Annotated in this window: 12 protein-coding genes; 5 read left to right on the plus strand and 7 right to left on the minus strand. The window is 66.6% G+C overall.

Annotated elements, in window-relative coordinates; genetic code table 11:
* Nucleotide 1 precedes the first annotated feature (1 nt).
* The 6 genes from ACREB4_RS00940 to ACREB4_RS00965 all read right to left on the minus strand — a co-directional run bounded on the left by ACREB4_RS00940 (nucleotide 2) and on the right by ACREB4_RS00965 (nucleotide 7153).
* On the minus strand, nucleotides 2-886 hold the full coding sequence (locus tag ACREB4_RS00940) for a heme/hemin ABC transporter substrate-binding protein (protein ID WP_431586301.1): 885 nt from the start codon (nucleotides 884-886) through the stop codon (nucleotides 2-4).
* Nucleotides 886-1992, minus strand: coding sequence for a hemin-degrading factor (locus tag ACREB4_RS00945; protein WP_431586302.1), 1107 nt, complete (start codon nucleotides 1990-1992; stop codon nucleotides 886-888). Before ACREB4_RS00945 ends, ACREB4_RS00940 begins: the two co-directional genes overlap by 1 nt.
* 24 nt (nucleotides 1993-2016) lie before the next feature.
* Nucleotides 2017-4179, minus strand: coding sequence for a TonB-dependent receptor domain-containing protein (locus ACREB4_RS00950; protein ID WP_431586303.1), 2163 nt, complete (start codon nucleotides 4177-4179; stop codon nucleotides 2017-2019).
* Between the two features lie 149 nt (nucleotides 4180-4328).
* Nucleotides 4329-4973, minus strand: a complete 645-nt coding sequence (locus tag ACREB4_RS00955) for a PEP-CTERM sorting domain-containing protein (RefSeq protein WP_431586304.1) — start codon at nucleotides 4971-4973, stop codon at nucleotides 4329-4331.
* A 150-nt stretch (nucleotides 4974-5123) separates the two neighbouring features.
* The gene (locus ACREB4_RS00960) at nucleotides 5124-5327 is read right to left on the minus strand and encodes a hypothetical protein (protein ID WP_431586305.1); all 204 of its coding nucleotides are present in this window, start codon (nucleotides 5325-5327) and stop codon (nucleotides 5124-5126) included.
* A 137-nt stretch (nucleotides 5328-5464) separates the two neighbouring features.
* Nucleotides 5465-7153, minus strand: a complete 1689-nt coding sequence (locus ACREB4_RS00965; protein ID WP_431586306.1) for a M48 family metalloprotease — start codon at nucleotides 7151-7153, stop codon at nucleotides 5465-5467.
* Between the two features lie 111 nt (nucleotides 7154-7264).
* Here ACREB4_RS00965 and moaC point away from each other — a divergent pair, with 111 nt between their 5' ends.
* Entirely contained in the window at nucleotides 7265-7738 is a 474-nt protein-coding gene (moaC, locus tag ACREB4_RS00970) for a cyclic pyranopterin monophosphate synthase MoaC (RefSeq protein ID WP_431586307.1), read from the plus strand.
* 4 nt (nucleotides 7739-7742) lie between these two features.
* Here the strand turns inward: moaC and ACREB4_RS00975 are convergent, their stop codons facing one another.
* Complete coding sequence (locus tag ACREB4_RS00975; protein WP_431586308.1) at nucleotides 7743-9557, minus strand: Wzy polymerase domain-containing protein; 1815 nt, start codon at nucleotides 9555-9557, stop codon at nucleotides 7743-7745.
* Between the two features lie 69 nt (nucleotides 9558-9626).
* On the opposite strand from ACREB4_RS00975, the gene ACREB4_RS00980 reads away from it, so the two are divergent.
* From ACREB4_RS00980 to hprK, 4 genes are all read left to right on the plus strand, one after another.
* Nucleotides 9627-10853 (plus strand): MFS transporter, encoded by a 1227-nt coding sequence (locus ACREB4_RS00980; protein WP_431586309.1) that lies wholly within the window; start codon nucleotides 9627-9629, stop codon nucleotides 10851-10853.
* A 209-nt stretch (nucleotides 10854-11062) separates the two neighbouring features.
* Nucleotides 11063-11422, plus strand: coding sequence for a ribosome hibernation-promoting factor, HPF/YfiA family (hpf, locus tag ACREB4_RS00985; protein WP_230177821.1), 360 nt, complete (start codon nucleotides 11063-11065; stop codon nucleotides 11420-11422).
* A 299-nt stretch (nucleotides 11423-11721) separates the two neighbouring features.
* On the plus strand, nucleotides 11722-12192 hold the full coding sequence (locus ACREB4_RS00990; RefSeq protein WP_431586310.1) for a PTS sugar transporter subunit IIA: 471 nt from the start codon (nucleotides 11722-11724) through the stop codon (nucleotides 12190-12192).
* Between the two features lie 63 nt (nucleotides 12193-12255).
* Complete coding sequence (hprK, locus tag ACREB4_RS00995; RefSeq protein WP_431586311.1) at nucleotides 12256-13224, plus strand: HPr(Ser) kinase/phosphatase; 969 nt, start codon at nucleotides 12256-12258, stop codon at nucleotides 13222-13224.
* The last annotated feature ends 8 nt before the right edge of the window (nucleotides 13225-13232 follow it).

Raw genomic sequence — 13232 nt, forward strand, 5'->3', positions numbered from 1 at the left:
CTCATGCCGGAACCGTGCCCAATTGCTGCGCCAGTGATGCCACGGCGGCGGGAAGGCGCGGGCCGAAGCCCAGCAGGAATTGCATGTCCATCACGACCAGGCGTTTGGCGCGGCCAGCGGGCGTGAAGGCCAGGCCGGGGTGTTCCCAGAAGCGGTCGGTGCCGCTACTGGCCTGGATGGACTCCGCCGTCGTCAGGATCACGTCGGGCAGCGCGGTGGCGGCGGCTTCGGGCGTCAGGCTTTTGTAGCCGCTCGACTCAGCCAAGGGGTTGCGGGCGCCGGCGAATGCCAGCATGGCGTGGGCCGCCGTGGCCCGTCCGGCCACCTGGGCCTTGCCGCCGTGGGCCATCACGAACAGCACGCGCGGGGCTTTGGAGGTCGGGGCCTTCTGCACCCGTTGTTGAACCGCGCGCCACTGCTGTTTCAACTCGGCGACCAGGGCCTCACCTTGTGCCAGCCGCTGGCTCGCCTGGGCCGCGGCCTGGACCTTGGCCAGCAGCTCTTCGAAGCTGTGGTCGGCCTGCACCAGTTGCAAGGCCACGCCCGCATCGCGGAGTTGGTCGAGCACGGCGGGCGGGCCGACTTCGTGCGTGCCGAGCACGGCGGTGGGTCTGAGCGACAGCACGCCTTCGGCGGACAACGCGCGCATGTAGCCCACCTTCGGCGTGTGCAGCGCGGCTTCGGGGAAGACGCTGGTCGTGTCGGTGGCCACCAGCCAGCGCTCGGCCCCCAGGCGGTAGATGACCTCGGTCATGCCGCCGCCCAGGCTGATCAGCCTGGGCGTGTTGGCCTGGGCCCAACTCATGGGTGAAGCCGAAGCCAGCAGGGTCGACGCCGACGCCAGGCGCAGCCAGGCCCGGCGCTTCATCAGAAGGTGGGCGTTCATCACGCGGCCTCCGTTTGCGCGACCGTGACCGGACCTTGTGCCAGTTGATGCGCCAGCGCCCGCCAGGCCGGCAACTCGGGCTTGCCGGGTTTGCGTTCGCCAAAGAACATGGCAATGACCTGGCCTTGCTCGTCGAACAATTCGATCGAGGTCACGGGGCCATCGACGGTGGGCTTGGTGACCAGCCAGCTTTCGGCCACATGGTCGTGGCGCAGGTGCAGGTTGAAGCCTTCGTCCAGCACGTTCAGCCAGGGGCCCATGACCTCGATGCGGTGCACGGCGCCAGTGTGGATCTGCAGGCAGCCTTCGTTGCCCGCGAACACCATGATGGGCAAACCGGTGCCCGCCGCCGCTTCCAGCAGCCACTGCACGCTGACCAGCGGTGTGCGGCGCGTGTGCACGCCTTCCATGAGCCGGAAGCTCTGTGCGCGGTCGACCTCGAACTTGCGCAGCAGTGTGAAGAACTGGTGCGTGTCGTTCATGGCCGACCAGGCCTCCCTCAGTCCTGGCGCGTCGATGCGGTCATCCGCCAGGATCGGTGGGCGCAAAGGCGAGCCGGGCATGAAGACGGGGCGCGCCTCCGGCCGCGCATGGCGCTGCACCAGCGCCTCCAGTGCATTGAGGTCGGTCTGCGGGCGGGCGTGGACCTTGTGCACCGCGCGGCCGTGCGCATCGAAGAACTGTAAGCTGTGCTGTTCGCCTTTGGGCGTGTGCTCGACCACGTGGAATCCGGCGTGCCACTTGGACAGGAACAGGCGCAGGTCGATCTCGGGGCCCAGGGCCAGGCCCATCAGGCCGGTGGCGCTGACGTTGCGGTACACGCCAATCTTTTCGTGGACCACGCTGTCGTTGCGGGTCAAGGCCATCACGGGGCCGCAGTTCTCCAGGCCTTGCAGCAGGTTGACCCAGTCCGAGTCCAGCGGCATGGTGGTGTACAGGCTGTGCTCGGCCACGTCGGGGTGCATCTGGTTGGCGGCGTGCGCGGCCATCACATCGCCTTCGCTGAGTGCCAGCTTGCGCGCTGCATCGCGGGCCCGCAAGCCTTGGGCGCGGAGTGCGGCAAACTGCTCGCGCAGCGAGGTCAGGTGGTTGGTGTCGGTGATCATCGGGGGTGCTCCGTCAAGGAAGGGTCAATAGATCGCGGTCAGTGCCACGCGCACATTGCGGCCGGGGGCGTCGGTGCCTTGGCCGCCACCAAAGCCATTGCTGAGCTTGTAAGCGGCGTTGCGCAGGTTGTCGCCGCTGAGGTTCACGTTCAGGTGGGGGTTCACGTTCCAGCGCAGGCTCATGCCCAGGAGGTGGTAGCCGCCTTGAATGCCCGTCAGGGTGGGGTCTTGCAGGCTGCCGACGGTGGTGAGGCGGCTGCTCACCTGCTGCCAGCGCAGGGTGACTTCCACGGCGGTCCAGCGCCAGCCCAGGCTCAGGTTCACGCTGTCGGCAGGGGCGGTGGTCAGGGCCAGGCGCTGGCGTCCATCGAACTGGTCGCCCCGGATGCGGGTGGCCGCCAGGCTGGAGAAGGCCGGGCCCATCTCCATCACCGCTTCCAGTTCGGCGCCGTGGCGTCGTTCCCAGCCCGCTTGCTCGACGAGGCCGCTGCCGCCAGGCTGGGCCAGGATCGATTCCAGCAGGTGGTCGGTGCGGTTGCGGAACAAGGTGAGCTTGGCGCTGAGGCTGTGGCGCAGCTTGAAGCCCGAGCCCAGGAACTGCGGCTGGCGTGTGCTCAATCCCCACTCGATGCTGCGCGAGGTCTCGGGCTGGTACAGGTCGCCGCAGATGCCCGACGATGGCGCCACGCGGCTGGCCGAAGCGTAACCGGGCAGGTAGCCGCCAGAGGTCGCGCCGGTCAGGATGGCGTCCACGCAGCGGCCATAGCCACCTTGCGTGAACACTTCGTCGATCAGTGGCGGCCTGAAGGCCTGGCCCATCTGCGCGAAGGTGGTCCAGCGTTGCGGCACCAGGTCAAAGGAGAGATTCAAGCTGGGGGTCGTGCGCTGGTAGGTCACCGTGGTGGCTTGTCCAGCCTTGTTCAATTCGCTGACGGTGAGGCCCGCGGCGTCGACCGATACCTGGTCCCACCGCAGGCCGGGCAGCACCTGCAGGCGGCCCCAGCGCCAGTCGGGTTGCAGGTACAGGCCCAGCGTGTCCTTGGCCCCAGAGGGTTGGGCGCGGTTGAAACCACCGGGGTACTGCGACTGGTTCCACGCTTCATTGCTGGTCACGCGGGTCACGGTGCGTTGCTGCTGGCCCCATTGCAGACCCATGCGCAGGTCCACCTGGCTGGCCGGCCCTTTCATCAGGCGCCAGGTGCCCTGGGTGTCCAGCGTGTTGTGTTCGTAGTGCAGGTCGTCGTCGGTGTCGTACAAGCTGGAGAACACCGAGTAGCCCTTGGGCATGTGGTCGTGCACCTTGGTGTGGGACTGGCCCACGGTCAGCTTCCACTGGTGGCCGCGCTCGCTGTCCTGCCACTGCGCGCGCAGCGACAGGGTGTCGTCCTCGACGCGGCGCACCACGCGGCCGAAGCTGCCGGCGACGCCGCCGGTGGCGTCGTAGGGTTGCAGGCCCTCGTCGCCAAAGCTGATCCACGACGCGCTGAATTGCCAGGCGTCGTTGGGGAACCAGCGTGCCTTGAGCAAGGTGCTGTCGGCGTTGGTGGACGACAAGTCCAGCCTTTGGCCCGTGGGCAGTGTCAGGTCACCGCCTTCGCGTTGCGAGTGGGCGGCCACCCAGTCCACCGTGTCACTGGCCAGCCCGTACAGGGCGGTGAAGGTGTGGCGTTCGTCGTTGTTGCTGGCCCAGCCGGCGCGCACGCGGCCGCCCACTTTCTGGCCGGGGCGCAGCAGGTCGGACCCGTCCTTGGTGGTGGCCGAGACCGTGCCACCCAGGGCGCCAGCATTCTCGATGCTGGCGCCGCGGCGCACTTCGATGGACTTGATCAAGTCGGGCTCGATGAAGGTGCCGCCGAAGCGGTATTTCTCAAAGCCCTTGGCGACGCCGTCGAGTTGGACGGCGACGTCTTCGTTGTCGGTGTAGCCGCGGATGTTGAAGCCCATGCCGCTGGCCCGCGGGCCGCCGTTCACGGCCACGCCAGGCACTTCGTTCAGCACTTCGAAGACGCTCTCGGGCTGGCGTCGATCGAGCGACTGCGGGCCCACCGTGGTCACGGGGCGCGTCGGGTCGGGCTGGCTTTCTCGTGAACGCGTCATCGGGGTGCCTTGCACGGTGATGGTGGGCAGCGGGGCGTCGCTGATGGGGGCGGGGTCGGGCGTCGCGGTGGTGGTCTGGGCGAGGGCCATCCATGGGGCGGCGACCGACCACCACAGAGCCCCTCTTGAAAAGCGCGAGCACGTGGAAAACAACAACTGCATGGCAAGCACTCATGGGCGCGCGGGCCCCGAGCCCTGGTGGACTCGGGGACATCGTCAGCCAGGTTGGCGAACGAGGATCAGGCCGCGTGGTTCAGGCGCTGACGGCGGCGGCCGATGAAGCCCACCATGCCCAGGCCGGCGCCCATCAAGGCCCAGGTGCCGGGTTCGGGCACGGCCGTGGTCGAAGAGGTGACGGCGTACACGCCTACCTGGTCCAGGCTCAGGCTGCTGCTGGAGGCGCCAAAGGCGAAGTTCAGCGTGCTGCCGCCGGTCAGGGTCCACTTCCACAGGCTCTCTTCCTCGGCGCCGCCGAAGGTGCCGCCCAGGTTCTCGCTGAAGACGATGCTGCGGGTGGCGCTCACGCCGTTGAGCGTGGCGGTGTCCAACACCGGGTTGCCCAGGCCGCCGACGCGCAGGTACACGTCCCAGCTGCCGGCGCCGAGGGCGGCGGTGCTCACCGTGAAGGCGGTGGCGGCCGAGAAGCTGTAGACATTGCCGCCGCTGGTCAGGAAGGCTGTGCCGGTGGTTTCGGTCAGCGTGCCGGCGCCAGCCACGTCAGGCGTGCTGTCCGTGGGGTAGGTGTTGATGACGTTCCATTCGGCCAGGGTCGTCGTGCTGGCGGGCAGCGTCGAATCCCATTGACCACCGGTGGCGGAGGCCAGCAAAGGCGCGGCCAGCAGGGCGGCGGACAGCAGGTGTTTGAAAGCGATGGCGTGTGACATGTGAATGACCTCGTGAGTTGGTTTGGAAGAAAAAACGGACTGGTGAAGTCCCTTCCCCACGAAGGCGACACACGGTGCGCTGATGGCAGCGCCGAGCAGGAACAGATGCGCATGCAGCCTGCGGCCTCACGCCGCCAGGCACTGGACGAGTCAGCGTTGGTTCAGGTCGGGCACATCCACGACGAACCGGTACTGCTTGCCGCAGTCCAGGATCACTTCCTTCTGGCCGCGCTTGAGCAGGCGGACGTCAACGCGGACCGAGCCGAAGCCATCGTGCGACAAGACCTCGTCCAGCAGACTCAGCAATTTGGTCTGAAGGGGGGGCAGCGCAAGGGCGGTGGCGGGTGAATCCAAGGTGACAACTCCGGGCAAAGGCGGCGACCAGCGGTTTCGTGATCGAGTGCATGGATTGTATTGCGAATAATTCGCATTCGCAATACTTTGCCCGGTAAAACCTGCGGGTTGCCGCCCCCCCGGATCGGAGGGGGGGTTCAGCGGCTCCCGTCCTCTGCCAGGTCCTCGTGCTGCTGGCGCCGCCAGGCGCGCAGGCGGGACTGCATCACCGACAGCTCGATGGCGTCGGCGGGCGATGGGCGGCGCGCATTCTTGGTGCCCCCCTCGATGCGGTCGATGGCGCCGGGCAAGTCGCCGAAGGCGGCCGTGGCCTCGGCCTCGGCCCGCACGGCGCGCAAAGGCTGGCCCAGCCGTTGCCAGAGTGAAGCCAGCAGTCCCCAGGAAGTGGCGTCTTCCGGGTGGGCGCTGACGTGGGTCTGCAGGCGCGTGGCGGCGTCGAGCCAGGCCTCGCGGTTGTCCCGCGCGTCGGGCAGGTTCAAGGCGATGCGGGCGTTCAACAGCAACTCGGGGCGGGCGTCCAGCATCACCACGCCTTGCCCTTGTTCCACCGCCTTGGACAGCACGGCGGCGGCCTGCACGGCCTGGCGCACATCCACCAACGTGTCGGCTTCCTCCAGCGCCAAGATGCGCTCCACCGCGGCTTGTTGTGCCTTGGGCAGTGTGGCGGCGGCGCTGCGCGCCAGCTTCAAGGACGTGCCCACCTGGGCTCGGTCGTTCAAGCGCTGGGCGGCCAGGGTGGCGGCGTAATGCAAAGCCACCGTGTCCAGTGCCGACGTGCCCTTGGGCACATTGGGGCTGAGCAACGGGATCAGGCTGACACTGCGCGTGTCCATCAGGATGCGGCTGCGGGCGGACATCAGGGCGTGCTGCGCCACCAGGGCCTCGCGGGCATCGCTGTGGTCGATGGCGCTTGGCAGGAAGCCATTGGTGCCCATGCGTGAGCGCGCCTCGCCGATGCGTTCGGTGGTCAGGGGATGGGTGCGCAGGTAAGGGTAGCTGTTGTCGTCGGTCAGCCGCGCGGCCTGCTGCAGGTGCTCGAACATCTGCGCCATGCCGGCCGGCGCGAAGCCCGCATCGTTCATCACGCCGAAGCCCACGCGGTCGGCCTCGCGCTCCATGTCGCGCGAAAAATTCAGCTGTCCCTGGATGGCGATGGCCTGTCCGCCGGTGATCATGGCCTGCGCGGCCGCGGGTGCCCGGCTGACCGCCAGCGCCCCCAGGATCATCGAGGCGATGCTGATCCAGGATTGCCGGCTCTGTTCGCCGATCATGCGCGCGATGTGGCGCTGCGTGACGTGCGACAACTCGTGCGCCAGCACCGAGGCGAGTTCGTCCGGCGTGGTCGTCATGGCCAGCAAGCCCAGGTGGACACCGATGTAGCCACCGGGCAGGGCGAAGGCATTGACGCTGCGCTCGCGCACCAGGAAAGGCCGCCAGGCGTGGGTCGAGTCGATGTCGGCGTTCAGGTCGCCGCGTTGGCGCGCGCTGGTCAGCAGTGCCTGCCATGTGTTGTTGATGTACTCGAGCACCAGCGGGTCATCGATCACATCGGGGTCGCGCAGGATGGAACGCATGATGCGGTCGCCCAGGCGGCGCTCGGCCATGGGCGACAAGGTTTGCGCGGCCGCGTCGCCCAGAGAGGGCAGGGCCATGTACGTGGAGGCCGTGGAGCCGGAGGGCAGCGCGCCAATGTCGCTTGCCGAGGCGCTCAGGCCGATGGGCCAGGCCAGCAGGGCCATGGCCGCGGCATGCCATGCCTTGCCTTGAGAAGGCGCGCTTCTCGCGAAGCGGCGTTGAATGGAAGAAGGCGTTTTTTTCGAAAGCATGGAGGCGCAGTAGGTTTGCCACGCTGGGCAGTATGCTGTGTCTGTCGCCGCTTGGAGTGCCGTGGCCCAGTCGGGGTTCGGCGCGCAGGGTGATCTTTACATCCGGCAATCATGACTGAACTGACCCATTTTGACGCCCAGGGCCAAGCCCACATGGTCGACGTGTCCGACAAGCCTGCCACCATGCGCCGTGCCGTGGCCGAAGGCCGCATCCGCATGCGGGCCGAGACCCTGGCCTTGATCACCGAAGGCAAGGCTGGCAAGGGCGACGTGCTGGGCGTGGCCCGCATCGCGGCCATCCAGGGGGCCAAGCGCACCTCCGACCTGATTCCCCTGTGCCACCCACTTCCGCTGTCCAAGGTCGCGGTCGAATTCAACATCGAAGCCGACCCACCCGCCGTGCTGTGCCGTGTCACGGCCCAGACCGTCGGCCCCACCGGCGTCGAGATGGAGGCCCTGACCGCCGTGCAGGTGGGCCTGCTCACCATCTACGACATGTGCAAGGCCGCCGACCGCGGCATGGTCATGACCGACGTTGCCCTGCTGGAAAAGCTCGGGGGCAAAAGCGGCCATTGGCAGCGCTGATGGTTCAAGGCGGCAACAGTTCCCGCCAGGTGTAAGAGCGCTGGGCCGGCGTGCACTGGAAGGGCGCTTCCGCCAGGTCCGGCGTGTCCTTGCATTCGTTCAGGAAGGCGTCGCTGGTGGCGTTGTGGAATTCCCGCAGCCGGTCGACCACGAACCGGCCCTTGTCGATGTCGCCATGCTCGGCCAGTGACCGGGCATAGGCCATCATCAAACGCGCGTCCACCAGGTTGTGCAGCGTGCGCTTGAAAGCCTGCGGTGGCTTGGACGGTTCGTCCTCTTCCACACCGGTCACGTCGGCGTAGTCGGCCTGGTAGGCGAACCAGGGCATGCCTTGTCCGAAGTGGATGCGTTCCGCCAGCGGCCCCGCGCCTTCCCGTGGCGCGTAGATGTTGGAGGCCGCCAGGTAGTCCCAGGTGCACCAGGCGGTGGCGATGGACATGGCCAGCGAACAGGCGACCAAGGCTGAGCGCGTGGCGGGGCTGGTGGGGGCCTGGAGGGCCTGGCCTCGGCTCGCCTGCCGGGCCCGTGCGGCCAGCCCCATGCCCCAGGCAAACGCCGTGGGCAGCAGGAAATAGCTGTACCACAGCGGGTACTCCAGCAAGCTGTGCAGGCCCACCAGGGCCACGATCACCGAGGTCGCGCCCGCGGGGGTGCCCGCGAAAGGTTGGCCGGGTGCGGGGCTGGGCGCCCTGCAGCGGTTCAGGCCCGGGCCCAGCAAGGCCCACAGCCCCCAAAGGCTCAGCGCCGTCATCAGCGCCGTCATCGGCAGGCCGAATTCCACCGCCCATTGCAGCAGCAGGTTGTGGGTGTGGTCGAAGAAGGCGATCGGCCGCGTGGGAAAAGGCGTCAGGGTCCAGGCCAGGTTGAATTCACCATAGCCCACGCCCGCCCAGGGATGGTCGGCGATCAAGGCCAGCACATTCGCCCAGATCTTGAAGCGCGAACTGGAAATGTCGCTGTGGTCGTGCAGGCGCGCCTCGGCCGCGAAGGCGACATCCGTGTCCAGGTGCGACCACCACCACATGCCGCCCCACCACGCGCCGTAGATGAGCGGGGCCAGGATCAGCACCCACCGCAGCCGTTTGGGCAGGTCGCGGTCGCACAAGCCCCAAATGGTCAGGAAGGCCATGGCCACCGTGCCGGTGCGCGAAGCCGTGAAGACCACGCCCCCAATCATCAGCACCATGGCCGCCATGGCCACGCCTTGATTCCAGCGCCCGCGCGCGCCCAGCCACGCCACGGCGCAGCAGGACCACACCAGCAGGGTGCTGAAGTGGTTGGGTTGGCGCAGGTTGCCCACCGCGCGCCCCGGCATGGTGGGTTCGGCGATCGGGTTGCCCGTGGCCCAGGCCGGGTGAAAGACCTGGATCAGCGCCAGCACCATGCCCGCGATGCCAGCCCAGGCCAGGGCTTCGCAAAACACGTCGAAGACGCGGTCACCTTGTTCGCTCAGCCCCACGCGCCAAGCCACGCCAAACACCAGCAGCGCCGACAAGGCCATGCCGGTGCCCATCATCGACAGCCCGGCGGGCAAGCCGCTCACCCAGGGCGCGATCAAGGCCAGCAAGGCATTCAACAAGAGCATGGCGGACAGGGCCCACACCGGGCGCCGATCGACCGGGCCGACCTGGGCCTGCCCGCGCAAGACCGGCCCGGCCAGCGCGGCGGTCCACAGCCCCCAGGCGAACAGCGCCAGGACCTGGTTGTAGAAAGTGACGGACGGTGGGTCATGGGCGGCCACCAGGGTCGGGCCGACGATGGCCAGCAGGGCCAGGGGCAGCCAGATGTACGCCGACGGGTGCTTGAAAATGAAAATCATCCGCGCATTGTCTCGCGTGCAAGGCCTTGGGCCGTCCCGGCGCCGCAAATGCGGGCAGACTGGCGAGCTATGTCGTCTTCTACCCTCACTCCGTCCAAGGAACGCTGGTTGCTCTGGAGCCTCTCCGGCGTCCAGTTCACCCACATCGTCGATTTCATGGTGATGATGCCCCTGGGGCCGCAGCTCACGCGCCTGTTCGGCCTCAGCGATGCCCAGTTCGGGCTGCTGGTGTCGGTCTATTCGTTGGCGGCGGGCGTGTCAGGCCTGCTGGCCTCTCTGGTGATCGACCGCTTCGGGCGCAAGCGTGCACTGCTGGCGATGTACGCGGGCTTCATCGTGGCCACCTTGGCCTGCGGTCTGGCGCCCAGTTATGGCAGCCTGATGGGGGCGCGCATCGCGGCGGGCGTCTTTGGTGGCGTGCTGGGGGCGCTGGTGCAGACCATCGTGGGCGATGCGATCCCTTTCGAGCGGCGCGGCCGGGCCATGGGCGTGGTGATGGCGTCGTTTTCGCTGGCCACGGTGGCGGGGGTGCCCGCCTCCTTGTGGCTGGCCAGCCAGGGCGGCTGGCATTGGCCTTTCTTCGCCATCGCCTTGTTCAGCGTGCCGGTGTGGCTGATCGCCTTGGGCGTGGTGCCTTCACTTCGAGGGCACCTGGCCGGCGCGGCGGCGGGATCGTCCTTCAACCAGTTGCGGCGCGTGCTGTCCGAGGTCAACCACTGGCGCGCGTTCGGCTTGTCGGCCCTGATGGTGCTGGGCAGTTTCAGCATCATCCCTTACATCACCATCTACACCACCACCAACCTCGGCCTGACTCAGGAGCAGGTGCCGCTGATCTACCTGGTGGGCGGTGTGGCCACCTTCTTCACGGCCCGGATCTGGGGCCAGTTGGCCGACCGACATGGCAAGGTGCTGGTGTTCCGGGCGATCAGCGTGGTGGCCGTGTTGCCCATGCTGATCCTCACGCACTTGCCGGTGGTGCCGGTGGGCGTGCTGGTGCTGGTCACCACGGCATTTTTCATCTTCGTGTCGGGGCGCATGGTGCCCGGCATGGCCCTGCTGACCGCCGCCCCCCCGCCGGCCATGCGCGGTGCTTTCATGAGCGTCAATGGGGCCTTGCAATCGGGCGCGATGGGCCTGGCGGCCTGGTTGGGTGGCGCGCTCATTTCACGCACCCCGGATGGCCTCGTTCAGGGCTATGGGCGCACGGGTTGGCTGGCCCTGGCTTCTACCATCGTCATGGTCTGGTGGGTGGGCCGTTTGCGGGTCCACCAGGCAGGACAAACCCCTGCGGTTTGAGTTCGAATCAGGCCGCTTCGGAGGCGATTAAATCGCTTTGCGGGGTTTCTTCACATTGAACGGTTTCTCAATGTAAACACTGACGTCATGGGCTTGTCATCTGTTCATGGCAGGCGCAAACTGGGTTTCCGGTTGGCCCATTTTTGGAAGCCTCCTGAGGCTGAGCCAGCCGGATGTCTTCAACCCTTCTGCGCTCGAAAGGATGCAGTATGAATTTGACGATCAGTGGGCACCACCTGGAAGTTACCGCCGCTTTGCGTGAGTACGTTCTCACCAAGTTAGAGCGGGTAACCCGACACTTTGACCAAGTGGTGGACGTTACCGTCCTACTCAGTGTTGAAAAGCAAAAGGAAAAGGATCGCCGCCAGAAGGCCGAAGTCAATTTGCACGTCAAGGGAAAGGACATCTTTGTCGAAACCGCCCACGAGGATCTCTACGCTGCCATCGACCAACTGATGGACAAGCTCGATCGCCAGGTCTGCCGCCACAAGGACCGCGTGCAGGACCACCACCACACCTCATTCAAGCGTCATGAAGGCGCCACCAACTGGGACGCCGCTGTTCAATGACCTGCCACGCCAAATCCAGCATCCAGCTTGGTGCCACCTGATGGTGGGACGCCCGTGCAGGCGAGTACCAAGTTAACGGCCCTTCGGGGCCGTTTTTCATGCGATGTGCAAAATGGCGCAGACCTAGAGTGAAATTGTTGGGAATGTGGCTTGCTGCGCTGCAGCAACCGGTGCAGAATCCCCTGAATCAGTGGGTGTTGCGGCACCTGTCAGTAGTCTTTGGGTTCCTATAATCCGCCCCTCATCCGTCCCGGGGGTGGGGGTCAAGGTGCCAAACCGTCGCCCCTGCTTGTATCAAGATGAATCGACTCTCCGCCATCCTTCCTGCCATCCAAGTGGTCGTGGATCTGGACGCCAGCAGCAAGAAGCGTGTGTTCGAGCACGCCGGCCTGTTGTTCGAAAATCATCACGCCATCGCGCGCGCCACCGTGACGGACAACCTGTTCGCCCGCGAGCGCCTGGGCTCCACCGGGCTCGGGCATGGCGTGGCCATTCCTCATGGCCGCATCAAGGGCCTGAAAAATCCGCTGGCCGCCGTCATCCGCCTGCGCCAGCCCATCCCATTCGATGCGCCGGACGACGAATCCGTCAACCTGCTGATCTTTTTGCTGGTGCCCGAGGCCGCCACGCAGCGCCACCTCGAAATCCTGTCGGAGATCGCCGAACTCTTGTCCGACCGCGAACTGCGTGAACGGCTCAAGACCGAAGGCGATTCGGCCAAGGTGCACGAGCTGATCGAGCGCTGGCAGCCGCTCAAATCCGTGGCCTGATTCCCCCTTAACTGCGCGCATGGGGCATCATCCGGGTTCTGTTGTTCAAAACACCAACGCCTCGTGAGTGCCAAAGACCTTGCCGTGATCAGCGCCGAAGCGCTGTTTGAAGCCAACCGCACCGCCCTGCACTGGGAATGGATCGCGGGCCATGCTCACCCTGAACGCCGGTTTGACGAAGAAGCCGTCAAGGCGGCGCAGTCGGCGGCCGATCTGGTCGGTTACCTGAACTACATCCACCCCTACCGGGTGCAGATCGTGGGCCGGCGCGAGGCCGCCTATTTCAACAGCTCGACCCCGGAAGACCAGGAACGCCGCATCCAGCGCATCGTGACGCTGGAGCCGCCTGTGGTGGTGGTGGCCGACGCGCAAGCCCCGTCCGACCGCCTGGTGGCCATGTGCGGCCGTGCCGGCATCCCCTTGTTCGTGACCTCCGAGCCCGCCGGGCACGTGATCGACGTGCTGCGCTCCTACCTCACGCAGCATTTCGCCGAGCGCCTGACGCGCCATGGCGTGTTCATGGACATCCTGGGCTTGGGTGTGCTGCTGACCGGCGAGTCCGGCCTGGGCAAGAGCGAATTGGGCCTGGAGCTGATTTCCCGCGGCCATGGCCTGGTGGCGGACGACGCGGTCGACCTCTACCGCGTGTCCCGCACGGCCATCGAAGGCCGCTGCCCTGAATTGCTGCAAAACTTGCTGGAAGTGCGAGGCATCGGCCTGCTGGACATCAAGTCCATCTTTGGCGAGACCGCCGTGCGCCGCAAGATGCGCCTCAAGCTGATCGTGCACCTGGTCCGCAAGGAAACCATGGAGCGCGAGTTCGAACGCCTGCCCTACGAGCCTCTTTTCGAGGAGATCATGGCCGTTCCCATCCGCAAGGCGGTGATCGCCGTGGATGCCGGCCGAAATCTGGCCGTGCTGGTCGAAGCCGCCGTGCGCAACACCGTGCTGCAACTGCGGGGCATCGACACCTACAAGGAATTCATCGAGCGCCACCAGAAGGCGTTGGACCGCAGCGCGGGCCAGGGCTGAACCGCCCC

Source organism: Aquabacterium sp., assembly GCF_050725395.1.
Lineage (GTDB): Bacteria > Pseudomonadota > Gammaproteobacteria > Burkholderiales > Burkholderiaceae_C > Aquabacterium.